This is a genomic window from Enterobacter cloacae complex sp. 302F9, assembly GCF_050030335.1.
Classification (GTDB): Bacteria; Pseudomonadota; Gammaproteobacteria; order Enterobacterales; family Enterobacteriaceae; genus Enterobacter; species Enterobacter hormaechei_C.
This window is the reverse complement of sequence record NZ_JBLGUC010000001.1, coordinates 2230644-2255731: the sequence shown is the minus strand read 5'-3', so window position 1 is coordinate 2255731 and position 25088 is coordinate 2230644. Positions and strand designations below refer to the sequence as shown.

Here is a 25088-nt window from a genome sequence, read left to right as displayed (position 1 = left end):
CGTTATGACAGTAATTATGATTATTCTGGCGGTGATTGGCGGCGCAACGCTGAGCATTCAGGCTGCCATTAACGGGCAATTAGGCAGCAGCGTGGGGGTATTTAAAAGCGCGTTTCTGACGTTTTCCGTCGGCGCGCTGGTGACCGCCCTGCTGATCTTCTTTTTTGAGCCGAAACAGGCGGTCAGCCTGATGGATGTACCCAAATGGCAGCTTCTGGGGGCCCTGTGCGGCGTGCCCTATATCGTGATTATGGTGCTCGCAGTGCAGCGCATCGGGACCGCCGTTGCCACGGTAGCGGTTATCCTGGGCCAGCTGGCCATGAGCATGCTGATTGATAACTTTGGCTGGCTGAACAATGAAGCCATTCCGTTTTCAGTGAGCCGTTTCGGGGCCGTCGTCTGCCTGAGTATTGCGCTCTTCTTCATCTACTCAAGCAGTAAACCTCAGCCCGAAGAGGATTGACCGCCCTCTTTGCGGGTAAAGAACAGCGTCACCGTGGCGACGGTGACGCCAAATTTCTTCATCTCGGTTTTATTAAACAGACGGGTGCTGTCCTGCAAATACATCCAGTCATCAAAGTGCAGCAGCCAGGTTTTGCCGTCCGCCTTCACGTTCATGCTGTAGCGCCAGTTAAGGGCATTGCCCGCCGCCTGGCCTGTCGCGCCACCTTCTATGTCACCCGCCGTGCCTTCATAGCGATTCTGCCCAACGCGGCGGATATGCCAGACGCGCTGCTGCTTCTCGCCGTCATCGTAGACAAAATGTTCATTCAGGGTCAGCGTATCGCCGATAACATCCCCGGCGATCTCGACGTGAAAACGACGGATCTGCTTACCGCTGCGATCCTGCACCATCCCCCACGCCTCGGTTTTCCCCTGGAAGTAAGTAAAAATATCAAGCCGTGGCTGCTGCTGACGATACTCTGTCACCTCGGTGCTACATCCGGCCACCAGCATCGTCAGGGCAAGCGCCATTAACAGGAAACGTTTCATTGTGGTCCTCCGATTAACTGCTGACGCAGTTCAGGATACTCGCTCAGCCACGCTTCACTCTGCGGCTCCTGCTGCAAAATGCCCTGCGCCTGCCACTGGTCGCGGGTCGCCTCAACCAGGTCGTCACCATCGATGTCCCGGGCATAGGTGATAATCAGCGCATTATCGCCGTCTAACCCTGTATAGCTGCCGTCGGGCGTCAGAAGCTGAGAGGTATAAACGGTAAACGGCCCCCAGACGCTCGCCGATCAGGTAGGCCACCGGCCCGCCCAGGGTCGCCAGTACCGTCAGCAACCAGCCCGGCAAGGTGGTCGTGCGGGTCAGTTGCGTCCAGACGGTGGCAAACATTAGCCACAGCGCCACCATCCATAGCGGCATCAGGGACGCGCCCGTGAACGCAATCAGCCCCGTCAGCGCCCAGAGCGCGTCCAGTAGAGATCAAACCCGATGGCCAGCAGAAATACCTGCCCGTAGCGCTTCACACGCGTTCCGCAGTCAGCTGCACCACGCTGATGGTGCGGGCATTAAACCCGGCTTCACAGTAGCCGAGGTAGTACAGCCACATCCGGCGGAAACGGTCATCAAACCCGAGCTTTTCAATCTCCTGCCAGGCGTGAACGAACCGCTGACGCCAGTGCGCCAGCGTGCGGGCGTAGTCCGGCCCCATATCGAAGAGGTTACGCACCACAAAATCGGTATGGCGGGTCATGAGTTCATTCATGGCGGTGATGCTGGGCAAAAAGCCGCCGGGGAAGATGTAGCGCTGAATAAAATCGACGCTTTTGCTGTAGTCGCGATAGCGTTGATCCTGAATGGTGATGGCCTGAATCGCCATCCGCCCGCCTGGACGCAGACGCGCCTGGCAGGTGCGGAAAAATGTTGGCAGGTAGCGTTGACCGACGGCCTCAATCATCTCAACCGACACCAGCTTGTCGTAGACCCCGGTCAGATCGCGGTAGTCGCAGAGCAGCACCTCAACACGATCCTGCAACCCTGCCCGGGCGATGCGCGCGGTGGCCCAGTGGTACTGCTCCTGCGACAGCGTGGTGGTGGTCACCCGGCAGCCGTAATGACGGGCGGCATATTCCGCCATCGCCCCCCAGCCGGTGCCAATCTCCAGCAGATGATCGTTTGCCGTGAGCGCCAGCTGGTCGCACAGCCTCGCCATTTTCGCCTGCTGAGCCGCGGTCAGATCCTGCTCGTCCCCGCTAAACAGCGCGCTGGAGTACAGGAGATGTTCATCAAGGAAATGGGCGTAAAAGGCGTTGCCCAGATCGTAATGGGCGGCAATATTTTCCCGCGCCTGCGCGCGGGAGTTGCGCCGCATCCAGTGCCGCAGCCGCTCCACCGGTTTCCCGAGCAGGCGAAACCCTTTTTCCAGCTTTCCGAGGATTTGGCTATTGCGCGCAATCAGCTCCAGCAGCGGCGTCAGGTGGGGCGTCTCCCAGTCGCCATCCATCCACGCCTGTGCCGCGGCGAGGCTGCCCCCGGTTAAAATGCGCCAGTAGACGCCCGGAGCAAGTACTTGCACCTCAGCGTGAAGCGCGGCGGAAGCGTCGCCGAACTGGAACGTCTGCGCGCCTTCACGCAGCGTCAGCGAGCCACCGTGCAGGCCATTCAGCAGGCGGAAGAGCAACCATCGCGCGACGCGGACGTTGCGCGGGATATCGGGTTCAAGCGCAAAGACGGGATTGGTCATGAGCGTTCACTCCTGCTGAGGGGATGGTTATGCAGCGGTACGCGCTTCAGCCACAGCCTGAGCGCCTGCCAGTAAATGGCGAAAACGGTTTTGAGGGTCATCAACGGGATCCGCGCCAGCAGCGAACGCAGCGCCGTGCGCGTCAGCGGGACCCGGCGCAGCGTCAGGGTGGCATCAAACACCTTCGTCTCCTGATGGTTTTCGATATGCATGCGCAGCGTGCTGTCCGGGCTGTTGAAGCGCCAGTGGTAGATCATATCCATCGGATTAAAGGGCGAGACGTGAAACGCTTTCTCCGTCGGCGGGGCGTCCCGCCCCGCTACCGCGTAGTAATGTCGTTCATTCCACGGCGTGTTACGGACTTCGGCGAGAACCCAGCGCAGGGTGTCTTCCCCGTCATAGCAGTAGTAAAAATTGACCGGGTTGAAATGAAAACCGAAATAGCGCAGCTGAGTCAGTAGCATGACCCGCCCCGCCGGACGTTCGCCGGTCAGATTTTCCAGACGCTCAAGGACACGCGCTTTGAGCGGCGTGCCCAGCGGGTAATCCGCATCATAAAATGCCGCGGGCGCAACGCGGTTACGACGCACGCCGACAGAGGGCAGCGCGTCCAGCTCATCCAGATCGAGCCAGGCCATAAATACGCTGTAGGTAAAGTGGTGCGCTTTCGGCGCAAGCCGACGATGGCGCAATGTACCGTGGTAAAGGCAGCTGTTCATCTTAGTTGCCCTCCCCGGTCGCGATAGCGTTGACCACGTCCAACGCACTGCGTACGCCATCTTCGTGGAAGCCGTTGTACCAGTACGCACCGCAGAACCAGCTCCGCTGGCGACCGTTTATTTCGCCGCGCCGGGCCTGAGCTTGCCAGCTTTGCGGGTTAAAAAGCGGATGCTCATAGACAAAGCGGCGCAGCACAAACCGTTCCTCCACCGGCGTTTCCGGGTTGAGGGTGACGCAAAACAGCGGGCTACCCGGCGGCAGTCCCTGCAAGATATTCATGTTGTAGGTGACGCAGGCGCTGGCCTGATCCTGCTCGCTGAGGCGGTAGTTCCAGCTCGCCCACGCGCGTTCGCGCACCGGCAGCCAGCGCGGATCGCGGTGAAGCACCACCTCGTTACGCTGCCAGCCGATATCCCCCAGCACCTCGCGTTCAGCCTGCGTTGGGCTGGCGAGCATCGCCAGCGCCTGAGCGGAGTGGCAGGCGAAGATCACCTGATCAAAAGTGTCTGTTACGCCCTCACGCGCAATATCAACCCCACGATCGTGGCGAATAACCTGCTGCACCGGCGCGTTAAGGTGCAGCGTCAGGCGATCGCCGAGCGTATCCAGCATCGCGCGGATATACTCCCTGGAGCCGCCTGGCACCACGTACCACTGCGGACGATGGGTAATGTCCAGCAGACCGTGGTTTTCAAAAAAGCGTAAAAAGAGCGGCAGCGGAAAGCGTTTCATCTCCTGTAGCGACGACGACCAGATAGCCGCCCCCATGGGCAGGATGTAGTGGCGCGCAAAAAAGGGCGTAAAACGGTGCTGGCGCAGGAACGTTTCCAGCGTGGCGGAACCATCGACTTCGCCCCGGAGCGTCTGTTTCGCCAGCCGGTTAAAGCGCACGATCTCCTTCAGCAGCGTCCAGAAAGCCGGGTTGAGCAGATTACGTCGCTGGGCGAACAGCGACGTCAGCGTGTGCCCGTTGTACTCCAGCCCGCTCTGCGGGTTGTGCACCGAAAAGCTCATCTGCGTTTTTTGCCCGCAGATGCCCAGTTCGCTGAGCAACCCCATGAAGCGCGGATAGGTGCGGTCGTTGTAGACGATAAAACCGGTATCGATGGCAAAGCTGCCCTGCGGCGTATCGACATCCACCGTTGCGGTATGGCCGCCCGGCGTGGCCTGCGCCTCAAACAGCGTGACCTGATGATGTCCGGCGAGCCGCCAGGCACAGGTTAACCCGGCGATGCCGCTGCCGATAATTGCGATTTTCATGGTCGCACCATCCTGCGCAGCAGTGCGCGCTGAAGTACATCGGGCAGGCCGGAAAGCAGGCGCAGCGCCAGGCTGAACCCGGCGGGAAACGCGATGTGATCCTTCCCTTTTGCCAGACCGCGACGAATGGCGTGGACGGCGTCCCCCACGCTGACCCGGCCCGGCATCGGGAAATCGTTTTTGCGGGTCAGCGGCGTGTCGACAAAACCGGGTGAAACGACCGTGACGGCAATCCCTTTCGGTTCCCAGTCGAGGCGCAGCGTATCGGCGAACCAGGTTAACGCCGCCTTGGAGGCACCATACGCTTCGGCTCGCGGGAAGTGAAGCCAGTGCGCCATCGAACTGACCAGCACCACGCGGTTGCCGGATACCAGCTGCGGCTGCAACGCCGCAAGGCAGTTTACCGGCCCGATGAAATTGGTGGTCATGACCCGCGCCACCAGCTCGGCATCCACCTCGCCGCGGTCGAGATACTCGCAGGTTCCGGCGCAGAGAATCACCGTGTCGGCAGTACAGTCCGCCAGCGCCTGGCGACAGGCGTCCCTGTCTGTCATATCGAACAGGCGCACCGTAATGTTGGGGCTGTACTGATGCACGGCTGCCAGACGTTGCGCATCGCGCCCGCAGGCAATCACCCGGTAACCATCGTCGGCAAAAGATTTCGCCAGCCCCGCCCCGATGCCCGAGCTTGCGCCGGTGATCAGAACCGTTTTCATGATTTCACTCTTCGCTTCACGCCGCGCACGGCCCAACCGAGTATCGGGAGATGTTCGTAAATCATCTCTCCGGCATCGTAGTAATCCCGCTGGCGAACAATGCGATCGTCGCGCATGTCTACCACGGAGCAGCCCGGCAGTTGGCGCATTGCCCCCCCGGCGATACGCGGGTGCGACCAGTGCATCATCCAGGTGACAACAAAGCGATCGCTCTGCTGCAACGGTGCATCGACGGTAAAGCGACAGTGTTGAACGTTAGCCAGCAGATGGGTGAAATAGCGCTGAATCGCGAACACCCCGCTGTGTTCGCCAAAGGGATCGATAAGCGTGGCATCGGCGCGATAAATCCCCGCCAGCGCCGAAGGTGGCTGGGTATCCAGCGTGGCGTAGTAATCAACGAACCGACTGATGACGGACGGCAACGTGCTCATGGGTCACATCCTGGGTGTAAACAACGTAGCGGAATCGCATAATTTAAACTTACACAATTAACTTTATTTGTCCAAGTTTGCGCAGGTATATTTTTTATTCTTATTATTTTTCAGTTACATGGAATATCACCACGCACAACCATTTTGTGAAAAATATGAATTTCGCCGCCAGGCTGCCGTTTTTTTAGGGATAACCTTAAGGCAAAGGTGCCATTTATCTTCCAGACTTATCCTTTTAATTCATAAGGATGTCACGCGATGAAACATTTACTGATGACGCTCTTTTCCAGCCCGGAATCCTTGTTGCAGGTCATGAGTCACCAGGAAATTATCGAAGCCGTAGAGGATGGCGACCGCATCATCATCGATCAGGATGGAAACGCCTCGGTTAACTACAAAAGCCACGAAGTACGGCAGGACTTTCTGCGCCATGTCAACGCGCTGAAGAGGGCCTGAAATGGGAACGGCAATATTCATGGTATTGATGGTATGCGGGTACTGGTACACCAGCCGCGACCTCTCAACACGGTTTAAAATCAAGCGATCCTTTGGCTGGGACGTCTATTTTCTTGTTGCACTGTATGGCTGTATTTTTGTTCTTCAGGGGGTGATCGCCACCGGCCTGCTGTGGCTGCTGTTGTTCGCCCTCTCCGCCGCCGATAACACGTTCCATTTCACGTCAGCAAAATATGCCGACTGGCAAATTGATTTTATGAACTGGAGCTTCCTGGGGATTCAGGCCCCGGTGGTGGTGATGCTGACCTTCGCGATCCTGTTTTGTCTCTACCGCTCGAACTGGGCCGGAAGCGCGCGGCTGGACGGTGAGGGCCGGAAAAAATTGTACAAGCGGCTGGCGCAGTCGAGCGGGATTGAACAGCTGCTCTATCAGTGCATGGAGGAAGGTGAACTGGCGCACGTCACGCTGAAATCGCGGCGGATCTATATTGGCATGATCCATACCGCCACGCTGGAGTATGAAAAAACGGCCAATATCGTGCTTATTCCGATGCTGAGCGGCTACCGTGACGGGAAGAACATGCAGCTCTGTATCGAACATAACTACAGCAAATGGTATGCCGAGCATGACATTACGCTCGATTCGGAGCCCAAAAGCGCCATGGATTTTCGCAAAGTGATCATGCTGGATCAGATCGAGAGTATTTCGCTGTTCGATCCGGCAAGCGCCAGCGCGCTGGCGATGCGTGAATGAAAAAAATGGCGCCTTATCGTAATAAGGCGCCAGGATTAACCAGGATGAACGCTAAACTTATGGCGTGACAATATTGAACCAGAAGTCAAATGTGTCCATGTAGCTCAGCATCTCTTCCAGCTTCGCTCTGTCTCCGCTCATCTTGACGTCACCCTTGTCCATCGCCTGCTTGAGCGTCTCTTTCTTAAGGATGATGTCATTCAGCGTGGTGCGGTCCAGGGTGATGGTTGCGTCGGCATCCTTCGCCTGCGCGTTGGCGGTATGGTTCAGCACGCCGTTTTCCAGCTCCAGCTTGTATTTGCCGCCATCCTTACCGAGATCGATGTTAAAGACCGCTTTCGCGTTACCGGCCCGCACCCCGTTGATGTGCACGCCCAGGTAGTCGAAGAACATTTCCGGAGTCATCGCCCGCACGGTATCCGGGCTGGCGGTGTTCGGCGTCGGCAGCTTCTTCACGCCATTACGCAGTTCCTGCGCGCCGGTCAGGTAGAAGTTACGCCAGGTGCCCGCTTCCGCCTGGTAACCTAACTGCTCCAGCGCGTCGGCTTCCAGATTACGTGCCGTAGCGTTCTGCGGATCGGCGAAGACAATTTTGCTGGTCACCTGCGCCACCCAGCGGTAGTTGCCCTGCTGATAGTCAGCTTTGGCTTTCTGCATGATGGCATCGGCCCCTCCCATGTATTCCACAAACTTCTTAGCAGCCTGTTCAGGCGGCAGTTCGTCGAGGGTAGCCGGGTTGCCGTCGAACCATCCGAGATAAAACACGTAGGTGGCTTTTACGTCGTGGCTGACGGAACCGTAATAGCCGCGGCTCGCCCACTGTTTTTCCAGCGATTCCGGCAGTGTAAATTCAGCGGCGATCTCGTCGCGGGTCAGCCCCTTGTTTGCCATACGCAGGGTCTGGTCGTTGATGTAGCGGTACATATCGCGCTGGCCTTTCATTAGCTTGACGATATTCTCGTTGCCCCAGGTCGGCCAGTGGTGCTGCGCAATAATCACTTCCGCGTCCGCGCCCCAGCGCTCAATGGCGGCGTTGATGTACTTAGACCAGGCCAGCGGATCGCGGATTTTCGCGCCGCGCAGGGAGTAGGTGTTGTGCAGGGTATGAGTCACGTCCTCTGCGGCTTCGATCATTTTCTTCTCTTTGACATACCACAGCATTTCGGACGGGGCTTCTGAGCCCGGCGCCATCATAAAGTCGTAGGTCAGCCCGTCAATCACTTCCTGCTGGCCGGTATGGGTAATGTAGTTGGTCGGCGGGATCAGGGTCACCGTACCCGCAGAGGTGGTGGTGCCAAGACCCGCCCCCACCTGGCCTTTTGCATCCGGCTTCAGCAGGTTGCCGTACATATAGCTCGCACGGCGGCTCATCGCATTCCCGGCCATAATGTTTTCGGAAACCGCTTCTTTCATAAAGCCTTCCGGGGCGTAGATCTTCACTTTGCCGGACTTCACGTCGGCTTCGTCAACCACACCGCGCAGGCCGCCGTAGTGGTCGACGTGACTGTGGGTGATCACCACAGCGACGACCGGTTTCTTGCCGCGGTTTGCATAGTAGAGATCCAGCGCTTCTTTCGCCGGTTCAGCGCTTAACAGCGGGTCGATAACGGTGATGCCTTTATCACCTTCAATGATGGTCATATTGGAGAGATCAAGATTACGGATCTGATACACGCCGTCGGTGACCTTAAATAGCCCGCCAATGTTGATCAGCTGTGACTGACGCCACAGGCTCGGGTTTACCGTATCCGGGGCTTTTTCACCCTCTTTCACGAAATCATATTTCGCCGGGTTCCAGATAACGTTTCCCTGCTCGCCTTTAATCATGTTTTGCGGCAGCGGGGCGATAAAGCCTTTATGGGCGTTCTCAAAGTCGGTTTTATCGGCAAACGGTAATTTGTTATACAGGGCGTTATTTGCCTGCCGGGTTGTGGCAGTGGCATCCTGCGGCTGCACTTCCGCAAACGCGGAAAGCGACAGCGACGTCAACACACCGGCAAGCGCCAGATGTTTAGCAATTAGGGTTAATTTCATTGAATGGCCTCATAGATTAATTGCGCCGCCTGGATATTTACTGTTGGCGGATAATTTTAATGCGAACTCATTGACGACCATTCTAATCAGAATACTTTCTCATCATAGTCCCATATGGGACTGGTTATTTATCGGTTCGTAATCCGGGTGCTATTGCTGCTATACTCGTTACCACGGCAGACGTTGCGGGGAGAGGCTTAGCGTGAATTTCCAGGATATCCATACCTATTATCAGCAACTCAATATTGGGCAATTCTTTCCGCACATGCTTTGTAAAGGCGAGGCCTTAACCGTTGCCGCAAATAAAAAATTCACCGTCGAGCCTGGCTATATCTATTTTTGCACTGAAGGGTCGCTGACAATATTAATGCCTGATGATGGCCTAAATATTGGCAATACTATCGAGTATATGCCGATAGGGTTAATGGAAAGGTATTGTCCACTGGCGAAGTATGAATATCGCAGCAGTGCGAAGGTGAAGCTGGTGAGAATAGCCTGGGCCGACTTCGACCAGCTATTTTTCGAGGGCGGGTCTGAGCGCATGCAGGCGCTGGCCACCATACTGACCTACATGTCCATTTTCACCATCGACCTGCACAATGAACGCAGGCAGGTCACCAGCTACCAGACCATCAAACCGATGCTGTACCGCTATCTCTATCGGCAGGAGACCCACACGGGAGAGAATGAGGGCCTGGCGCTGTTTATCATTAAGCGCACTAACCTGTCACGCACGCATGTCTTTCGCGTGCTGGCAGATCTCAAAGCCGGGGGCTATATCACCATGAAGCGCGGAAAGCTGGTGTCGATTGACCGGCCCCTGCCGGAAGCGTATTAAGCTCATCTTAACGCCTTGAGCAACATGCGGGAACGAACGGCCTTATTTATCCCGGCCAGCCGACTTGGGCCGTAAATTCTCATCGAAGACCAGCCGTTTGCGTCCGGGCTCTTCTTCCCGCAGCGGCTCCACCTGATGCAGCGTCTGCTTACAGCGATCCACCAGTACCTGATACTCCCGCGTGCCCTGCTTTTTCCACTCTATTTCCTGCGCGCTTAACTCACGAATCGCTTTCGCCGGACTGCCAAGAATTAAGTGATTCGCAGGCATCTCCGCTTTGGCCTTCACAAACGCCGCCGCCCCGACGATGCTGTTTTCGCCGATCGTCGCCCCGTCCATCACGACCGCATTCATCCCCACCAGCGCATTACGGCGGATAATGCAGCCGTGCAGGATCGCGCTGTGGCCGATATGCCCGTCCTCTTCCACCACCGTGTCCTGCTCCGGAAAACCGTGCATCACGCAGTTATCCTGGATGTTCGCGCCGTCTTTCACCACGATCCGGCCAAAATCACCACGCAGGCTGGCGTTAGGGCCCACGTAAACACCTTTTCCGAGGATCACGTCGCCAATCAGCACCGCGGTCGGGTGAACATAGCTCTCTTCAGGCACGACCGGCGTCAGACCATCAATTTGATAAACAGGCATACCCTCTCCTTATGTGATATTCAGACCACCAAAACGCTGGTGATAAAGCGTGCCGGGAGCGGGCAGCTCGCCCACGGATGTTTCCCCCTTCTCACTGACAAACGCCAGGGCTCCCGCCGCCACGCGCTGGTAGATGTTAATACACAGCTGTCGCGCGCTCTGTCCCGCCCAGTGCGCAGGAAGTAACTCCTCCGGCAACAGCGGATCTTTCAGCACCACGCGACGATAAAAATGAATGAGTAACAGCTGGATCTGGAAGCAGCGTTCCGGGGTCAAATCCTCAGGCGGCGCCTCTTTCAGCAGTGGCAGCAGCGGACGGAACGAGTTGATAAACGTTTCGTACATCGCGTTTTGTTCGGTCAGCTGCCAGCACTCTTCCACGCGGGATCGTAGCGCCGCGCGTGACAAGGCCAGCGGCGAATGGGCTTCAAAGAAAATGACGTTTTCCGCCACGCCCGCGTCATGCAGCAGAGACTGCACGTCCGCCAGGTTCTGCGACGGCGAGGCCATCAGGCTCGGCGCCAGCGTGCCGAACCCTTGCCAGATGAGCTGTTTTTTCACGTCCGCGAGCGTGGTTTTATCCAGCCCCTCGGAAAGCAGCAGCAGCCATTTACCATCCCACGCCGGCAGTTCCGCACGGTAGATTTTATTTTCCGCGCGGCGGGTCAAACGCAGCCCCTTGTCGCTGAGACGGTAAAAGCTGCGGCGGCCAATGCGGGACACGTCCAGCCAGCCCTCCTTATTTAGGCGAAACAGCGCGGTGCGCACAAAGCGCTCCCCGAAACCCATCCCTTCCAGCAGGGCCGCCAGGCTGCCGAGCCAGATCTCTCCGCCGCGATGGGAAAGCGCATCGCCATACAGCGAGGAGATAAGCGACGTTCCGCTGACGGGAACAGAGCTGACTGCGTGCTGGATAAAGGCATCAAGTTTATTCATGTGATTCATTCTGTTGTTATTTTTTTCCTGGATGAATCATAGCACAGGGATGTGGGTTTTCCCCCTCACCCTGACCCTCTCCCCAATGGGGAGAGGGAAAAAGACCGCACCGAGCTGTCCCTTCTCCCCTCTGGGGAGAAGGTTAGGATGAGGGGTTAGGTGTTTTAACCGTTGGCTGCCACTTTACGCAAATCAAACACCCGGCAGGCTTTACCCTCGGAGCGCGGTATACTGCCGCAGTTCACGATCATCACGTCGGTCGAGATCCCCACCATCGATTTAATCCTATGACGCAGCTGATGGCAGACCTGACAGCGCTGTTCATGGGTCAGCGTTAAGCTGCTCTGTTTCAGCTCGACCTTCACCGAAAGTGAATCAAGATGCCCGCGGCGGTTCACCTCCAGCTGATAGTGCGGCGAAAGGTGTTCGAACTTAACGATCTCCTCTTCCAGCTGTGACGGGAAGACGTTAACCCCGCGAATGATGAGCATGTCGTCGCTGCGCCCGCTGATGCGATCCATCCGACGCATGGTGCGTGCGGTGCCCGGCAGCAGGCGCGTCAGGTCGCGGGTGCGGTAGCGGATCACCGGCAGCGCCTCTTTGGTCAGCGTGGTGAACAGCAGTTCGCCCTGCTCGCCGTCGGCCAGCGGCGTGCCGTCATTCGGGTTGACGATCTCCGGGAAGAAGTGATCTTCCCAGATGGTCGGGCCGTCGGCGGTTTCAAGACACTCCATCGCCACGCCCGGCCCCATCACCTCGGAGAGACCATAGATATCCAGCGCGGTAATGCCCAGCCGTTTTTCAATTTCGCGGCGCATCGCCTGCGTCCACGGCTCGGCGCCAAACACGCCGACGCGCAGGGAACAGGCGCTGGCATCGCCGCCCATCTGACGCTCCAGCTCTTCAATCAGGTTCAGGCAGTAAGACGGCGTCACCATGATCATATCCGGCTGGAAATCGCGGATCAGCTGCGCCTGCTTCTCCGTCTGGCCGCCGGACATCGGGATCACCGTCGCTCCCAGACGCTCGGCACCGTAGTGCGCCCCCAGCCCGCCGGTGAAGAGCCCGTAACCGTAAGCGACGTGAATTTTATCCTTCGCGCTGCCCCCGGCGGCGCGCAGGGAACGGGCGACGATATTGGCCCAGTTGTCGATATCATTCTGGGTATACCCCACCACGGTCGGCTTTCCGGTGGTGCCCGACGAAGCGTGGATGCGTACCACCTGTTCCATTGGCACCGCAAAGGTATCAAACGGGTAGTTGTCGCGCAGATCCTGCTTGGTGGTGCACGGGAATTTTTGCAGGTCCGCCAGCTCGGTGAAGTCGTCAGGGTGAACGCCCGCGGCATCAAACTTGCGTTTGTACATCGGAACATTGTTGTAGGCGTGGTGCAGCGTCCACTTCAGGCGCGCGGTCTGCAACGCCTGCAATTCATCAATGGACGCGGTTTCGATCGGATCAAGCTTTGTTGTATTTATCATCGCAGGGTACTCACATTATTGTTCGCTCAAACACGCTCAAGGATCATGCCAATGCCCTGACCCACACCGATGCACATCGTACACAGCGCGTAGCGCCCGCCGCGTCGGTGCAATTCATTGCTTGCGGCCAGCGCCAGTCTGGCACCGCTCATTCCCAGCGGATGACCTAGCGCGATCGCCCCGCCGTTCGGGTTGACATGCTCCGCGTCATCCGGCAAGCCCAGCTGACGCAGCACGCCCAGCGCCTGTGCGGCGAAGGCTTCATTAAGCTCAATGACGTCCATATCGGTGATACTGAGTCCGGCACGCTCCAGCACCTTGCGGGTGGCGGGCACCGGGCCTAATCCCATCAGGCGCGGCTCGACGCCCGCTGTCGCCATGGCCACAATGCGGGTGCGCGGGGTTAGCCCCTGGGAAAGCGCCATCGGCTCGCTGGCGATAATCAGCGCCGCCGCCCCGTCGTTGACGCCAGAGGCGTTCCCCGCCGTCACCACACCGTTCTTACGAAACGGGGCTTTCAGCGCGGCAAGCTGTTCCAGGGTGGTTTCGGCGCGCGGATGCTCGTCCACGCTCACTTCCGTTACCGCACCTTTTTTCCCGGCCACCTGTACCGGGATAATCTCCTGCGCCAGAACGCCATTCTGCTGCGCCCGCGCGGTGCGCTGCTGGCTGCGCAGGGCAAATGCGTCCTGATCGGCACGGCTTATATTTAACAATTCCGCTACATTCTCTGCCGTTTCCGGCATGCTGTCAGTTCCGTATTGCTGATGCATGAGCGGATTCACAAATCGCCAGCCGATGGTGGTGTCGAAGATCTCCGCCTGACGCTGAAACGCCGCCGTGGCTTTGCCCATCACGAACGGCGCACGGGACATGGATTCGACGCCACCGGCGATCAGCAGATCGCCATCCCCGGCCCTGATGGCGCGCGCCGCAAAGCCAATGGCATCCAGACCGGAGCCGCACAGGCGGTTAATGGTGGTGCCGGATACCATCTGCGGCAGCCCGGCCAGCAGCGCCGACATGCGCGCCACGTTGCGGTTATCCTCCCCGGCCTGATTCGCGCAGCCGAAGATCACGTCATCTATGCGCTCCAGATCGAGCTGCGGGTAACGCGCCAGCAGCGCACGCAGCGGCACGGCACCTAAGTCATCGGCGCGCACACTGGATAATCCTCCGCCGTAGCGACCAACCGGGGTACGCACCCCCTCACAAATAAATGCGTCACGCATCAGGCTTCTCCTGTCACACTGCCGCCGGTGCGGTGCGATTTCCCGCGAAAAAGCGCGACGGTTTTCTGGTGTTGGTTCTGAATTTCAATGTCGTAGACGCCGGTCAGTTTGCCCTGATGCTTCACCCGCGCGGTGGCGGTGAGCTTATCTCCGGCAAAGCCCGGACGCAGAAAATCGATGGCGCAGCCTGAGGCCACCGCCGCCAGCCCCTGACTGTTGCAGGCGTAGGCAAAGGCGGTATCGGCCAGCGAGAACAGCTGTCCGCCGTGACAGGTTTTATGCCCGTTGAGCATCTGCGGGGTGATGGTCATGGTCACCACCGCGTAGCCCTCGCCCATGTCGATAATGTCCATCCCCATCGCCTGCGCGCAGGCGTCCCGTTCGTACATCGCGCGGGCGTTATGCCAGGCGTTATGACTCATAGCTACTCTCCAGAAGCGCACGCTGGCGCAGCAGTGAACAGGGGCGATAGCGTTCCTCGCCGTAGTGACGTTGCAGGTTCTCCAGCAGCGTTAACAGACGCTGCCAGCCAAGGCGCTCGCCCCAGGCGATGGGCCCGCAGGGATAGTTGACCCCTAAGCGCATGGCGGTATCGATGTCTTGCTCGCTGGCGACCCCTTTTTGCAAAGTGTCCAGCGCTTCGTTGGCAATCATCGCTACCGTGCGCCAGACCAGCAGGCCGGGGTAATCGGCAATCTGTACCACCCGTTTCTCCTGGTGCTGCAACCAGTAAATGGCTTTCTGCGTGGCGGCGTGCGGGTTGCCGGGTGCGGCGGCTATCACGGCCACATCCCGCTCGATGCGGTCGACCACCACCACCGGGCAGCCGTGGCGCAGCGCCAGCGATTGCGCGGTTTCACCCTGCGTTTCGATTAGCAACAGATCGTCAATTTCCGTGACACCGTCACTTCTTCGCTGTACGCGCATCGGGCTGAAGCTGTCGCTGACCGGGGCGAGCCAGCTGACGGCGGGTTTCTCCTCCTGCCAGCGGTAAACCCCCTGCCCGCTTTTCTTGCCCAGACGCCCGGCCAGCACCAGCTCCTGCTGCACCAGCGACGGCAGAAAACGACGCTCCTGCCAGAAGGCGTTAAACACGGAGCAGGTCACGGCAAAGTTGACGTCCTGACCAATCATGTCCGTCAGCTCAAGCGGCCCCATCGGGAAGCCTCCGCCGTCTCGCAGAGCGGCGTCGATCACCTCGGGCGTTGCCACCTGCTCTTCCAGCGCGCGCCAGGCTTCCGAGTAGAACGGGCGCGCCACGCGGTTGACGATAAACCCCGGCGTGGACTGGCAGCGTACCGGCTGCTTTCCCCAGCTCAGCGCCAGCTCGCACAACGCATCGGCCACTTCCGGAGAGGTCGCCAGCCCGCTGACCACTTCCACCAGCTTCATCACCGGGGCAGGATTGAAGAAGTGCAGCCCGGCGACGCGTTCAGGGTGATTTATCTCCGCCGCAATCGCGGTAACGGAAATGGACGAGGTATTGCTGGCAAGCAGCGTCTGCGGCGGGCAGATCTCTGCCAGCTGGGTAAACAGCGCTTTTTTTACCTCAAGCCGCTCGGAGGCCGCCTCGATCACCAGATCGGCTTTCGCCAGAGCACTGATAGTCGTCACCGGCGTCAGGCGGGCGAGGATCTGTTCCCCGGCGTCGGCAGAGAGTTTTCCGCGCGCAACCCGTGAGGAGAGCCGCTGGCGAATGCCGTCGATGGCGCGGGAAATTGCCGCTGCGTCAATGTCGTACACCAGAACCGGATGACCGTGGCTGGCTGCCACTTCGGCAATCCCGGCGCCCATGGTGCCGCTGCCAATGACGGCGACCGTATGGATATTCACCATCTTATTTCCCCGTAAAGTTCGGCGCGCGTTTTGCCAGGAACGCGCTGACGCCTTCCCGATAGTCGTCGCTGCGTCCGGCAAGACGTTGATAGTCGCGCTCCAGATCAAGCTGGGCGTCGAGGGTGTTGGTTTCGGCGGCGTTGATCGCCTGCTTGATCAAGCCCAGGCCAAATGTCGGCTGCGAGGCAAAATGCAGCGCCATCTGCTGTGCGGTGGCGGAGAGCTGCTCGTCGTCCACCACCTGCCAGATCATTCCCCAGGCCTGTGCCTGCCCGGCGCTGAGCTTATCGCCCAGCAATGCCAGCCCCATGGCGCGGGCGCGTCCGGCCACGCGCGGCAGCAGCCAGGTGCCGCCGCAGTCCGGGACGAGGCCGAGCTTGCTGAAGGCCATCACAAAACTGGCGGAGCGCGCCGCAATCACCATGTCGCAGCCGAGGGCCAGCGTGGCCCCCGCCCCCGCCGCCACGCCGTTAACCGCGCAAATCACCGGCTTCGGCAGTTTTGCCAGGCGGCGCACCAGCGGGTTGTAAAAAGTCTCAACGGACATGCCCAGATCCGGCGCGGGGCCGTTCGGATCCACGTTACGGTCGTTAAGATCCTGCCCGGCGCAGAAACCGCGTCCTGCCCCGGTGATCAGCAGGCAGCGGATAGCGTCATCGCGCTCGGCCTGCTTCAGGCATTCGGAAAGCTGCTGGTGCATGACGTCGTTAAAGCTGTTCAGGCGCTCCGGGCGGTTCAGCGTAATGGTCATTACGCCCTGCTCAACATGGCTCAGAATAAATTCCACAATTAGCGTCCTTTAAAGTCTGGGGTGCGTTTTTGTAAAAAGGCGTTGATGCCTTCCCGGCGATCGTCGGTGGCCGCGAGCAGCGCAAACAGCTGACGCTCCTGCGCCAGCCCGGCCTGAAGCGGGACTTCCTGCGACTGGCGAAGCGCCTGCTTCGCCGCCTGTAGCGCCAGCGGCGAGTGGCGCGCCATCAGCGCCGCCTGCTTCAGGGCGTACTCCAGCGTCAGCGAGGCCGGGTAGACGTCGCTGACCAGCCCGGCGCTGTGCGCCTGAACCGCCGTGATGCTTTCGCCCGTCAGCACCATTTTGCTGGCCAGCGATTTACCCACGCTGCGGATCAGCCGCTGGGTGCCGCCTGCGCCCGGCATGATCCCGAGGGTGATTTCCGGCAGGCCAAAACGGGCGTTATCACCGGCAATCACCACATCGCAGAGCAGCGCCAGCTCACAACCTGCCCCCAGCGCGAAGCCGTTCACGGCGGCAATCAGCGGTTTGGTGAAGGCGTTGATCCGCGCCCACAGCTGCGGGCGGATATCGTTCAGGGTGGCGGGCAGGTCTTTCTCCGCCATTTCGTTGAGATCGGCCCCGGCGGCAAAGCAGCGTTCGTTGCCGTACACCACGCAGACGGCGATCTCAGCATTCGCGGCGGCGGCCTCAAGCTGCTCCGCGATTTGCGTGAGCAGTGCATTGTTGAGCGCGTTGCGCGCCGCCGGACGGTTTAGCGTCAGCTGCAACACGCGGCCATGACGGGTGACAATCAGTTCACTCATGCCATCCCCTTCGCATCAAAATCGACGATAACGTCGGCGGTTAAGGGCAGCGCCTGACAGCTCAGCACATAACCTGCGGCCAGCTCGTCCGGCTCCAGGCTGTAGTTGGTCGCCATATCGACTTTTCCGCGCAGCACTTTGCATTTGCAGGTGGCGCATACCCCGCCCTTGCAGGCGTAAGGCAGATCCGCCCCCTGACGCAGGGCCGCGTCAAGAATGCTTTCGTCGTCCGCCGTCAGGGTGATCTCCCTGTCGCGCCCGTCCTGACGGACGGTGACCTTCTGCCCGTCGGCCTGCACGCTGGCTGTCCGTTTAACGGCGGTACCCGGCGTGTTAAAGCGCTCAAGATGGATCGCTTTTTCCGGCATACCCAGCGCTTTTAGTGCCGCCTCAGCCTCGTCCATCATCGCCGACGGGCCGCAGATGAAGGCTTCATCGTACTGACGGAAATTCACCAGCGTTTTTGCCAGCGCCTGGAGCTTTTCCCCGTCAATGCGGCCATGGAGCAGATCGCTGTCGAGCGTCTCCTGGCTGAAGATGGCGATCAGCTGCAAACGCTGCGGGTATTTATCTTTCAGGTCCGCCAGCGCCCGGCGGAACATCATGCTCTGGCTGCTGCGGTTGCCGTAAATCAGGGTGAAGTGGCTGTGGGCTTCAGTGGCCAGCGTAGCGGACATAATCGCCAGCATTGGGGTGATCCCGGACCCGGCGGCAATCGCCAGATAGTGGCCTTCGCGTTCGGCCTGCGGCTGATAGCCAAACTGCCCCTGGGGCACCATCACCTCCAGCGCCATGCCCGGTTTGATCTCGTCCCGGGCATAGCGGGAAAAACGTCCGCCCTCGATGGCTTTGACCGCCACGCTGATCTCACCGCACGCGGTGCTCCGGCAGATGGAGTAGCAGCGGCGCAATTCATCCCCGCCAGGACTGGCTTTCAGGGTCAGATGCTGACCGGGACGGAAGCGGTACGCCTCCTGTAACGCCTGCGGCACCGCGAAGGTAATGGTCACCGCGTCGCGGGTTTCGGGTTCTACTTTTGCCACTGTTAATGAATGAAACGTTGTCATGGCAGCCTCAAATACATTTGAAATAGTCGAAGGGCTCACGGCAGGTATTGCAGCGATAGAGCGCTTTGCAGGCCGTAGAACCAAATTCACTGATAAGCGAGGTATCGGTGCTCGCACAGCGCGGGCAGCTCACCTCAGCGGGAACGTGGGCATGGCAGCTATGGCCGACAGGCGGGCTGATGCCATATTCACGCAGGCGCCTGCGGGCATCGTCGGTCATCCAGTCGGTGGTCCAGGCGGGCTCCAGTTGCAGCACAATATGTACCGGGCTAAAGCCGTTTCCGGTCAGGGTTTCGCGGATCGCCCCCAGCAGATGCTCCGTTGCCGGACAGCCCGAATAGGTTGGCGTGAAGCCGATGACCCAGCCTTCCCCCTGCGCCTTCACGCTGCGCACCATGCCTAAGTCGGTGATGGTCAGCACCGGCACTTCCGGGTCGGGGATCTGGCTTAACAGCGCCCAAATCTGCGGGATTTGTGCAGGCGCGATGTCGACGAGGCGTTGCATGGCGTCCTCCTTTACCACTGCTGGCCGGGGTAAACGCGCTGGAGATACTGCATCTCTGCCAGCATCGGTCCGAGGTGTTCGGTATGTAGCCCCTTCTTGCCGCCCGTGCGATACGCCACCTCTTCGGGCACGCGGAGGGTGGCTTCCGTCAGGCCAGCAAACACTTCGCGCTCCCACGGGTCCCGCAGGTCGCGCGGATCAACCGCCACGCCGTCATCCATCAGCGCCAGCTCGACGTCGTCTGCGTCGAACAGTTCAGCCGTAAAGCGCCACAGGCTATCCACCGCCTGCTGCATTTTTTGTGCGGAGGTTTCTGTTCCGTCCCCCAGCCGCACCAGCCAGCCGCGGCTAAAGCGCAGGTGATAGCGTGCCTCCTTAATGGCTTTTGCCGCGATGGCGGCAAGCTGACTGTCGCTGCTATGGATCAGCCGCTCGTAGAGCGCCACGTTCCACGCATCCATCAGATACTGACGGGCAATGGTGTCAGCGAAGCTGCCGTTTGGTTGTTCCACCAGCAGCAGATTGCGGAACTGACGCTCATCGCGGCCATAGGCCAGGATGTCTTCATCGCCCTTACCCTCCCGTTCAGCGGCGTAGGTCAGGAAATTGCGCGCCTGCCCGAGCAGATCAAGGCCGATATTGGCGAGCGCCAGGTCAATTTCCAGCTCCGGCGCGTGGCCGCACCAGGCGCCCAGACGCTGTGAGAGCACCAGACCGTTGTCGCCCAGACGCAGGGCATAAGCAGATACGTTGTTCATCCCCAACCTCACATATGCTCGATGCCATCAGGGATGGTGTAAAACGTCGGATGACGGTAGACCTTACTTTCCGCCGGATCGAAAAACTCCCCGCTCTCTTCCGGCTGGGAAGCGACGATTTCACTCGCCTTCACCACCCAGATGGAACAGCCTTCGCTGCGGCGGGTATAGGCATCGCGCGCGTTTTCCAGCGCCATGCGGTCGTCGGCAGCGTGAAGGCTGCCCACATGCCGGTGCGACAGCCCCTGCTTCGAACGGACAAAAACTTCGTATAACGGCCAGTAAACATTGCTCATGGTTGATTCCTCTTATGCGGCCTGGTGGGCGCGTTGTTTTTCCGCGTGGGCCAGAGCGGCTTCACGCACCCATGCGCCGTCGTCCCAGGCTTTACGTTTTGCGGCCAGACGTTCGTGGTTGCAGATCCCGCGCCCGGTGATCACCTCGTCAAATTCCTGCCAGTCGATTTCGCCGAAGCGGTAGTGGCCGCTCGCTTCATCGAAACGCAGGTCGGGGTCCGGCACGGTCATACCGAGCATCTCCACCTGAGGCACCGTGTTGTCCACGAAGCGCTGGCGAAGCTCATCGTTGCCAAAGCGTTTGATCTTCCAGGCCAGACTGCGGGCGCTGTTTGGGGAGTTGTCGTCGTTGGGTCCAAACATCATCAGCGCGGGCCACCAGAAACGGTTGATGGCGTCCTGCAACATCTGCCGCTGGGCTTCGCTGCCCTGCGCCAGCGCCATGCAGGCCTCAAAACCCTGACGCTGGTGGAAGCTCTCTTCTTTACAGATTTTCACCATCGCCCGGGCATACGGACCGTAAGACGTACGACACAGCGCCACCTGGTTCACAATGGCCGCCCCGTCCACCAGCCAGCCAATGACGCCGATATCGGCCCAGCTCAGGGTCGGATAGTTGAAGATGGAGGAGTATTTCATCTTGCCGTCGAGCATCTTTTGATAGATGTCCTCCCGGGCGCAGCCCAGCGTTTCCGCCGCGCTGTAGAGGTACAGGCCGTGTCCGGCTTCATCCTGCACCTTCGCCAGCAGAATGGCTTTCCGGCGCAGGGTCGGCGCGCGGGTGATCCAGTTTCCTTCCGGCAGCATGCCGACAATCTCAGAGTGGGCGTGCTGTCCAATCTGGCGGATCAGCGTCTTGCGGTAGGCATCCGGCATCCAGTCCTGCGGCTCGATGGCCGTCTCCTGTGCGATGCGTTGCTCAAAGCGTTGTTCTTGCGTCACATAACCACCTTTGTGATTCGTTAAATCACCATAAATAGCAAAATGGTGAATCATTTGGTTTCTTAAAAGTTACACAAAGGTTAAATATAACCCCAAGAAGCGTTTGTTTATTTTGTGACGACGCTCGCAAGCCTTTTCATGAAAGGCCGATAACGCAAGGCTTCTGGGTGGTCAGGTTAAGCAATACAGATCACAGCGTTAACAATTCATTAAAACTCAGCTTGATTTTTATGATTCACGATCAAACTATTTATAGTGAAATTACGAAACATCTGGAGAGAAGAAATGCAGCAGTTAGCCAGCTTCTTGTCCGGCACCTGGCAATCAGGCCGGGGCCGCGAGCGCACCATCACCCACGCCATCAGCGGGGAAACGCTATTTGAAGTCACCAGCGAAGGGCTGGATATGGCGGCCGCGCGCCGTTACGCCATTGAACACGGCGGAGAAGCGCTCCACGCAATGAGCTTTATCGAGCGCGCCGCCATGCTGAAGGCGGTGGCCAAACATCTGCTGAGCCAGAAGGATCGCTTTTATGCCCTGTCAGCTCAGACCGGCGCGACGAAGGCCGACAGCTGGGTGGATATTGAAGGCGGTATCGGCACCCTCTTCACCTACGCAAGCCTCGGCAGCCGTGAGCTGCCGGACGATACCCTGTGGCCGGAGGATGAACTGATCCCGCTGTCGAAGGAAGGCGGCTTTGCGGCACGTCACGTGTTAACGTCGAAATCCGGCGTGGCGGTGCATATCAACGCGTTCAACTTCCCGTGCTGGGGGATGCTGGAAAAGCTCGCGCCCACCTGGCTTGCCGGGATGCCCGCCATCATCAAGCCCGCCACCGCCACCGCGCAGGTGACTCAGGCGATGGTGAAAGCGATCGTCGAGAGCGGACTGGTGCCCGACGGCGCCATCAGCCTGATCTGCGGTGGCGCGGGCGATCTGCTGAACCAGCTCGACAGCCAGGACGTGGTGACGTTTACCGGATCGGCCAGCACCGGGCAGAGTCTGCGCGTCCACCCGAATATCGTCGCGCATTCCATTCCGTTTACCATGGAAGCAGATTCTCTCAACTGCTGCGTGCTGGGTGAGGACGTGACGCCGGAACACCCGGAGTTTGCGCTGTTTATCCGAGAAGTGGTGCGCGAGATGACTGCCAAAGCCGGGCAAAAATGTACCGCCATCCGCCGCATCATCGTGCCGGAAGCGCAGATTGACGCCGTCAGCCAGGCGCTGATTGCGCGGCTGGAGAAAGTGGTCGTCGGCGATCCGGCCCAGGAAGGGGTGAAGATGGGGGCCCTCGTCAACGGTGAGCAACGTGCTGACGTGCAGGAAAAAGTCGATCATCTCCTTGCCGCGGGCTGCCAGATCCGTCTGGGTGGTAAAGCCGATTTGCAGGCGGCTGGCGCATTCTTCCCGCCCACCCTGCTGTTCTGCCCGCAGCCGGACGAAACCCCGGCCGTCCACGCCACCGAAGCCTTTGGCCCCGTCGCAACCCTGATGCCCTGCCGTAACACCGAACACGCCATGCAGCTGGCGCGGGCGGGCGGCGGCAGCCTGGCGGGAACGCTGGTTACGGCAGATACCCGCGTGGCGCGGCAGTTTATTGCCGGGGCCGCGCGCGCCCACGGACGTATTCAGATCCTCAACCAGGAATCCTCGAAAGAATCTACCGGCCACGGTTCACCGCTGCCGCAGCTGGTGCACGGTGGTCCGGGACGTGCGGGCGGCGGCGAAGAGCTGGGCGGCCTGCGCGCGGTGAAGCACTATCTTCAGCGCACGGCCATTCAGGGCAGCCCGTCCATGCTCGCCGCGATCGGTAAACAGTGGGTCCGTGGCGCGGAGGTGCAGGAAGATCGCGTTCATCCGTTCCGTAAATACTTCGAGGAGTTACAGCCGGGCGACAGCCTGCTGACCCCGCGTCGTACCCTGACGGAAGCGGATATCGTGAATTTTGCCTGCCTGAGCGGGGATCATTTCTACGCTCATATGGACAAAATTGGCGCGGCGGAGTCGATTTTTGGCGAGCGCGTGGTACACGGTTATTTCCTGATTTCCGCCGCGGCGGGGCTGTTTGTCGATGCCGGGGTTGGGCCGGTTATTGCCAACTACGGCATGGAAAACCTGCGCTTTATCGAGCCGGTCAAGCCGGGTGATACCATTCAGGTGCGCCTGACCTGTAAACGTAAAACGCTGAAGAAACAGCGCACTGCCGAGGAAAAACCCACCGGCGTGGTGGAATGGGCGGTGGAGATCTTCAACCAGCACCAGCAGGCCGTGGCGCTCTACTCCATCCTGACGCTGGTGGCGCGCCAGCAGGGTGACTTTGAATCAAAGCAATAGCATTAACCTTGCTGCCTCAAGTGTTTGAGCGCATCAAAATCAGCGGAAGGTAAAACAGGGACTGGTTGGCTTTGATTAATCAAACCATCCAGTCTGCCTGGTTTGGATAAGTAACAACCGGAAACACTATGCAAATTGACCATGTAGTTAGCATGGTTATTATTTAGCACCGGGAATATTCCCGCATTAAATTACATGGATGATTAACAGACTATGGCAATTCCTGTTTACCTTTTCTTAACTGACGATGGTGGCGCAAAAATTACAGGCTCGGTGGATGTTCGTTACCGTGAGGGAAGCATTGAAGTCACCGGCTTTACACACAATCTTCGCCTCCCAACCGATCCATTGACCGGGAAAATTACCAGCAAACGTAACCATGCCCCAGTCGTATTTCAAAAAGAAATCGATTCCTCCTCCCCTTACCTGATGAAAGCCGTTGCGACTGGCCAAACCCTTAAAACGGCTGAGTTCAGGTGGTATCGCATTAATGACGCCGGGCAGGAAGTAGAATATTACAATATGCGTCTCGATAATATTCGCGTCGTTTCCGTCACGCCATTGATGCATGACATTAAAGACCCGATGAAAGAAAAACATAATCATCTTGAAGTCGTGGAGCTACGCTATGATAAAATAACATGGACATATTGCGATGGTAATATACAGTTTGCAGACTGTTGGGCTGAGCGTTAAATATGCGCACTCCTTCCTATTCAACACCCTATAATATTGCATCCTTTGCACCACCTGGCGTGGACGTGGTTAGCCACATGGTAATAGCGCGATTTCATGGTGGACCCTCATTAATGACCTACATATGGTTTTATCAAATGGTCAGAAACCATGGTCCCTGGGATTACAAACAAGGCCGTGCAGAGTATGCTAATTTTGGCAATTTTCATTACGGTGCCGTTGGTGCGGCAGCAGGCATTCCTGAGGGAATTTTGCTCCGGGGGGCAGGTACTGCACAGATTCTCGCCGGGACAAGCGATCCTGCCGAATTTGCAAAATTCCAGAACAATAATAATTACGGTGATGACCCAGTCGATCAGTTATGGATAAGGGCAGGAATAGATTATGCGCGACGTTCGGGTTTTTAACTGGCGAGCTGGAGTCATTATCTTTATTTTTCTTATATTCATTGCATACCCTTTCCGCGATCTGTTTACCGTGTATGAAAACTTGCAGGAAAAAATCAAGGTTAACGATCGTTTAACTCTTTACATCACCCAGGTTGAGACGGGCTCACTATCTAAAAACAGGTATCATATTTATCTCGTTGATGCGAAAAAAAGCCCGGAAGACTTCATGTCTAACATTAAAGATATCAATCCCGTCATGATCACCGATGACGATAAAGCTTCTGTGGCAATTAAAAATGGAGACATTTATCTTCGCGTTCGCGGTACGGTTTATTCGTTCACGACGGCAGGTTTCGATGTCCGCATGCATCTCGATAGCTCGCCTTACTGAAGCACACTTTATCTGTCACGGGGGTGTGATTTACCCCCGGTCTTTTTTTAACCTGGCAAGACTGACAAACAACCTGGCAGATGCAGGCAAACGCTTTTCGTGCGCGCCTGTCAGGA

At 58.5% G+C, this 25088-nt stretch carries 28 protein-coding genes and 2 pseudogenes; 8 read left to right on the top strand and 22 right to left on the bottom strand.

Annotated elements, in window-relative coordinates; genetic code table 11:
• Nucleotides 1-4 precede the first annotated feature (4 nt).
• Nucleotides 5-463, top strand: coding sequence for a DMT family transporter (locus tag ACQG0T_RS11070; protein WP_003857305.1), 459 nt, complete (start codon nt 5-7; stop codon nt 461-463).
• Here ACQG0T_RS11070 and ACQG0T_RS11065 read toward each other — a convergent pair.
• The 8 genes and pseudogenes from ACQG0T_RS11065 to ACQG0T_RS11030 form a co-directional block, all read right to left on the bottom strand.
• Entirely contained in the window at nt 445-993 is a 549-nt protein-coding gene (locus ACQG0T_RS11065) for a DUF3833 domain-containing protein (RefSeq protein WP_017384502.1), read from the bottom strand. The two genes, ACQG0T_RS11070 and ACQG0T_RS11065, sit on opposite strands and share 19 nt — an antisense overlap.
• Nucleotides 994-1016: 23 nt before the next feature.
• Nucleotides 1017-1229, bottom strand: a pseudogene (locus ACQG0T_RS11060) (hypothetical protein); the annotation flags it as partial.
• Nucleotides 1219-1425, bottom strand: a pseudogene (locus ACQG0T_RS11055) (DUF2878 family protein); the annotation flags it as partial. The pseudogenes ACQG0T_RS11060 and ACQG0T_RS11055, both read right to left, overlap by 11 nt.
• A gap of 46 nt (nt 1426-1471) precedes the next feature.
• Nucleotides 1472-2692 carry an SAM-dependent methyltransferase gene (locus ACQG0T_RS11050; RefSeq protein WP_045141532.1) on the bottom strand — a complete coding sequence of 407 codons (1221 nt, stop codon included), beginning with the start codon at nt 2690-2692 and terminating at the stop codon, nt 1472-1474.
• Nucleotides 2689-3411, bottom strand: a complete 723-nt coding sequence (locus ACQG0T_RS11045) for a DUF1365 domain-containing protein (protein ID WP_023296566.1) — start codon at nt 3409-3411, stop codon at nt 2689-2691. Before ACQG0T_RS11045 ends, ACQG0T_RS11050 begins: the two co-directional genes overlap by 4 nt.
• A gap of 1 nt (nt 3412) precedes the next feature.
• Nucleotides 3413-4672 (bottom strand): NAD(P)/FAD-dependent oxidoreductase, encoded by a 1260-nt coding sequence (locus ACQG0T_RS11040; protein ID WP_023303690.1) that lies wholly within the window; start codon nt 4670-4672, stop codon nt 3413-3415.
• Nucleotides 4669-5388 carry an SDR family NAD(P)-dependent oxidoreductase gene (locus tag ACQG0T_RS11035; RefSeq protein WP_017384506.1) on the bottom strand — a complete coding sequence of 240 codons (720 nt, stop codon included), beginning with the start codon at nt 5386-5388 and terminating at the stop codon, nt 4669-4671. Before ACQG0T_RS11035 ends, ACQG0T_RS11040 begins: the two co-directional genes overlap by 4 nt.
• Nucleotides 5385-5819 carry a nuclear transport factor 2 family protein gene (locus tag ACQG0T_RS11030; protein ID WP_023303688.1) on the bottom strand — a complete coding sequence of 145 codons (435 nt, stop codon included), beginning with the start codon at nt 5817-5819 and terminating at the stop codon, nt 5385-5387. The genes ACQG0T_RS11035 and ACQG0T_RS11030 overlap by 4 nt, the downstream gene beginning before the upstream one ends.
• Before the next feature lie 258 nt (nt 5820-6077).
• Here ACQG0T_RS11030 and ACQG0T_RS11025 point away from each other — a divergent pair, with 258 nt between their 5' ends.
• Entirely contained in the window at nt 6078-6275 is a 198-nt protein-coding gene (locus ACQG0T_RS11025) for a hypothetical protein (protein ID WP_003857318.1), read from the top strand.
• A gap of 1 nt (nt 6276) precedes the next feature.
• Entirely contained in the window at nt 6277-7029 is a 753-nt protein-coding gene (locus ACQG0T_RS11020) for a hypothetical protein (RefSeq protein ID WP_022651152.1), read from the top strand.
• Between the two features lie 57 nt (nt 7030-7086).
• Here the strand turns inward: ACQG0T_RS11020 and ACQG0T_RS11015 are convergent, their stop codons facing one another.
• Nucleotides 7087-9063, bottom strand: coding sequence for an alkyl/aryl-sulfatase (locus ACQG0T_RS11015; protein WP_271040800.1), 1977 nt, complete (start codon nt 9061-9063; stop codon nt 7087-7089).
• 202 nt (nt 9064-9265) lie between these two features.
• Here ACQG0T_RS11015 and ACQG0T_RS11010 point away from each other — a divergent pair, with 202 nt between their 5' ends.
• Nucleotides 9266-9901: a helix-turn-helix domain-containing protein gene (locus ACQG0T_RS11010; RefSeq protein WP_023296565.1), complete on the top strand. Its 636-nt coding sequence runs from the start codon at nt 9266-9268 to the stop codon at nt 9899-9901.
• Between the two features lie 42 nt (nt 9902-9943).
• Here ACQG0T_RS11010 and paaY read toward each other — a convergent pair whose 3' ends face one another.
• The 13 genes from paaY to paaA all read right to left on the bottom strand — a co-directional run bounded on the left by paaY (nt 9944) and on the right by paaA (nt 21159).
• A complete protein-coding gene (gene paaY / locus ACQG0T_RS11005; protein ID WP_006810541.1) occupies nt 9944-10549 on the bottom strand; it encodes a phenylacetic acid degradation protein PaaY in 606 nt (201 codons plus the stop codon).
• A 9-nt stretch (nt 10550-10558) separates the two neighbouring features.
• Nucleotides 10559-11494 (bottom strand): phenylacetic acid degradation operon negative regulatory protein PaaX, encoded by a 936-nt coding sequence (gene paaX / locus ACQG0T_RS11000; RefSeq protein ID WP_032103751.1) that lies wholly within the window; start codon nt 11492-11494, stop codon nt 10559-10561.
• A 155-nt stretch (nt 11495-11649) separates the two neighbouring features.
• On the bottom strand, nt 11650-12966 hold the full coding sequence (gene paaK / locus ACQG0T_RS10995; RefSeq protein ID WP_017693475.1) for a phenylacetate--CoA ligase PaaK: 1317 nt from the start codon (nt 12964-12966) through the stop codon (nt 11650-11652).
• A 26-nt stretch (nt 12967-12992) separates the two neighbouring features.
• Entirely contained in the window at nt 12993-14198 is a 1206-nt protein-coding gene (gene pcaF / locus ACQG0T_RS10990; RefSeq protein ID WP_271040798.1) for a 3-oxoadipyl-CoA thiolase, read from the bottom strand.
• Complete coding sequence (paaI, locus tag ACQG0T_RS10985) at nt 14198-14620, bottom strand: hydroxyphenylacetyl-CoA thioesterase PaaI (RefSeq protein WP_017693477.1); 423 nt, start codon at nt 14618-14620, stop codon at nt 14198-14200. The genes pcaF and paaI overlap by 1 nt, the downstream gene beginning before the upstream one ends.
• Nucleotides 14610-16034 carry a 3-hydroxyacyl-CoA dehydrogenase PaaH gene (gene paaH / locus ACQG0T_RS10980; RefSeq protein ID WP_271040797.1) on the bottom strand — a complete coding sequence of 475 codons (1425 nt, stop codon included), beginning with the start codon at nt 16032-16034 and terminating at the stop codon, nt 14610-14612. Before paaH ends, paaI begins: the two co-directional genes overlap by 11 nt.
• Nucleotide 16035: 1 nt before the next feature.
• The gene (gene paaG, locus ACQG0T_RS10975; RefSeq protein ID WP_271040817.1) at nt 16036-16824 is read right to left on the bottom strand and encodes a 2-(1,2-epoxy-1,2-dihydrophenyl)acetyl-CoA isomerase PaaG; all 789 of its coding nucleotides are present in this window, start codon (nt 16822-16824) and stop codon (nt 16036-16038) included.
• On the bottom strand, nt 16824-17591 hold the full coding sequence (gene paaF, locus ACQG0T_RS10970; protein ID WP_271040796.1) for a 2,3-dehydroadipyl-CoA hydratase PaaF: 768 nt from the start codon (nt 17589-17591) through the stop codon (nt 16824-16826). Before paaF ends, paaG begins: the two co-directional genes overlap by 1 nt.
• Nucleotides 17588-18658 (bottom strand): 1,2-phenylacetyl-CoA epoxidase subunit PaaE, encoded by a 1071-nt coding sequence (gene paaE / locus ACQG0T_RS10965; RefSeq protein ID WP_045342859.1) that lies wholly within the window; start codon nt 18656-18658, stop codon nt 17588-17590. Before paaE ends, paaF begins: the two co-directional genes overlap by 4 nt.
• A 7-nt stretch (nt 18659-18665) precedes the next feature.
• Nucleotides 18666-19163, bottom strand: coding sequence for a 1,2-phenylacetyl-CoA epoxidase subunit PaaD (gene paaD, locus ACQG0T_RS10960; protein ID WP_003857347.1), 498 nt, complete (start codon nt 19161-19163; stop codon nt 18666-18668).
• 11 nt (nt 19164-19174) lie between these two features.
• Nucleotides 19175-19921, bottom strand: a complete 747-nt coding sequence (gene paaC / locus ACQG0T_RS10955; protein WP_064489557.1) for a 1,2-phenylacetyl-CoA epoxidase subunit PaaC — start codon at nt 19919-19921, stop codon at nt 19175-19177.
• Nucleotides 19922-19929: 8 nt separating this feature from the next.
• Nucleotides 19930-20217, bottom strand: coding sequence for a 1,2-phenylacetyl-CoA epoxidase subunit PaaB (gene paaB / locus ACQG0T_RS10950; protein WP_003857353.1), 288 nt, complete (start codon nt 20215-20217; stop codon nt 19930-19932).
• Between the two features lie 12 nt (nt 20218-20229).
• A complete protein-coding gene (paaA, locus tag ACQG0T_RS10945) occupies nt 20230-21159 on the bottom strand; it encodes a 1,2-phenylacetyl-CoA epoxidase subunit PaaA (protein ID WP_271040795.1) in 930 nt (309 codons plus the stop codon).
• A 285-nt stretch (nt 21160-21444) separates the two neighbouring features.
• Here paaA and paaZ point away from each other — a divergent pair, with 285 nt between their 5' ends.
• The 4 genes from paaZ (at nt 21445) to ACQG0T_RS10925 (ending at nt 24972) form a co-directional block, all read left to right on the top strand.
• Entirely contained in the window at nt 21445-23496 is a 2052-nt protein-coding gene (paaZ, locus tag ACQG0T_RS10940) for a phenylacetic acid degradation bifunctional protein PaaZ (RefSeq protein WP_058686413.1), read from the top strand.
• Between the two features lie 213 nt (nt 23497-23709).
• Nucleotides 23710-24192: an Hcp family type VI secretion system effector gene (locus ACQG0T_RS10935; RefSeq protein WP_045334814.1), complete on the top strand. Its 483-nt coding sequence runs from the start codon at nt 23710-23712 to the stop codon at nt 24190-24192.
• A gap of 113 nt (nt 24193-24305) precedes the next feature.
• Nucleotides 24306-24599, top strand: a complete 294-nt coding sequence (locus ACQG0T_RS10930; RefSeq protein WP_223825170.1) for a polymorphic toxin type 44 domain-containing protein — start codon at nt 24306-24308, stop codon at nt 24597-24599.
• Nucleotides 24577-24972, top strand: coding sequence for a hypothetical protein (locus ACQG0T_RS10925; protein WP_045348312.1), 396 nt, complete (start codon nt 24577-24579; stop codon nt 24970-24972). The genes ACQG0T_RS10930 and ACQG0T_RS10925 overlap by 23 nt, the downstream gene beginning before the upstream one ends.
• Nucleotides 24973-25088: the final 116 nt, after the last annotated feature.

Bases quoted from the DNA above. Each gene is read 5' to 3' on its own strand.
- ACQG0T_RS11070 (WP_003857305.1), top strand. From the start codon at position 5: ATGACAGTAATTATGATTATTCTGGCGGTGATTGGCGGCGCAACGCTG.
- ACQG0T_RS11065 (WP_017384502.1), bottom strand. From the start codon at position 993: ATGAAACGTTTCCTGTTAATGGCGCTTGCCCTGACGATGCTGGTGGCC.
- ACQG0T_RS11050 (WP_045141532.1), bottom strand. From the start codon at position 2,692: ATGACCAATCCCGTCTTTGCGCTTGAACCCGATATCCCGCGCAACGTC.
- ACQG0T_RS11045 (WP_023296566.1), bottom strand. From the start codon at position 3,411: ATGAACAGCTGCCTTTACCACGGTACATTGCGCCATCGTCGGCTTGCG.
- ACQG0T_RS11040 (WP_023303690.1), bottom strand. From the start codon at position 4,672: ATGAAAATCGCAATTATCGGCAGCGGCATCGCCGGGTTAACCTGTGCC.
- ACQG0T_RS11035 (WP_017384506.1), bottom strand. From the start codon at position 5,388: ATGAAAACGGTTCTGATCACCGGCGCAAGCTCGGGCATCGGGGCGGGG.
- ACQG0T_RS11030 (WP_023303688.1), bottom strand. From the start codon at position 5,819: ATGAGCACGTTGCCGTCCGTCATCAGTCGGTTCGTTGATTACTACGCC.
- ACQG0T_RS11025 (WP_003857318.1), top strand. From the start codon at position 6,078: ATGAAACATTTACTGATGACGCTCTTTTCCAGCCCGGAATCCTTGTTG.
- ACQG0T_RS11020 (WP_022651152.1), top strand. From the start codon at position 6,277: ATGGGAACGGCAATATTCATGGTATTGATGGTATGCGGGTACTGGTAC.
- ACQG0T_RS11015 (WP_271040800.1), bottom strand. From the start codon at position 9,063: ATGAAATTAACCCTAATTGCTAAACATCTGGCGCTTGCCGGTGTGTTG.
- paaY (WP_006810541.1), bottom strand. From the start codon at position 10,549: ATGCCTGTTTATCAAATTGATGGTCTGACGCCGGTCGTGCCTGAAGAG.
- paaX (WP_032103751.1), bottom strand. From the start codon at position 11,494: ATGAATCACATGAATAAACTTGATGCCTTTATCCAGCACGCAGTCAGC.
- paaK (WP_017693475.1), bottom strand. From the start codon at position 12,966: ATGATAAATACAACAAAGCTTGATCCGATCGAAACCGCGTCCATTGAT.
- pcaF (WP_271040798.1), bottom strand. From the start codon at position 14,198: ATGCGTGACGCATTTATTTGTGAGGGGGTGCGTACCCCGGTTGGTCGC.
- paaI (WP_017693477.1), bottom strand. From the start codon at position 14,620: ATGAGTCATAACGCCTGGCATAACGCCCGCGCGATGTACGAACGGGAC.
- paaH (WP_271040797.1), bottom strand. From the start codon at position 16,034: ATGGTGAATATCCATACGGTCGCCGTCATTGGCAGCGGCACCATGGGC.
- paaF (WP_271040796.1), bottom strand. From the start codon at position 17,591: ATGAGTGAACTGATTGTCACCCGTCATGGCCGCGTGTTGCAGCTGACG.
- paaE (WP_045342859.1), bottom strand. From the start codon at position 18,658: ATGACAACGTTTCATTCATTAACAGTGGCAAAAGTAGAACCCGAAACC.
- paaD (WP_003857347.1), bottom strand. From the start codon at position 19,163: ATGCAACGCCTCGTCGACATCGCGCCTGCACAAATCCCGCAGATTTGG.
- paaC (WP_064489557.1), bottom strand. From the start codon at position 19,921: ATGAACAACGTATCTGCTTATGCCCTGCGTCTGGGCGACAACGGTCTG.
- paaB (WP_003857353.1), bottom strand. From the start codon at position 20,217: ATGAGCAATGTTTACTGGCCGTTATACGAAGTTTTTGTCCGTTCGAAG.
- paaZ (WP_058686413.1), top strand. From the start codon at position 21,445: ATGCAGCAGTTAGCCAGCTTCTTGTCCGGCACCTGGCAATCAGGCCGG.
- ACQG0T_RS10935 (WP_045334814.1), top strand. From the start codon at position 23,710: ATGGCAATTCCTGTTTACCTTTTCTTAACTGACGATGGTGGCGCAAAA.
- ACQG0T_RS10930 (WP_223825170.1), top strand. From the start codon at position 24,306: ATGACCTACATATGGTTTTATCAAATGGTCAGAAACCATGGTCCCTGG.
- ACQG0T_RS10925 (WP_045348312.1), top strand. From the start codon at position 24,577: ATGCGCGACGTTCGGGTTTTTAACTGGCGAGCTGGAGTCATTATCTTT.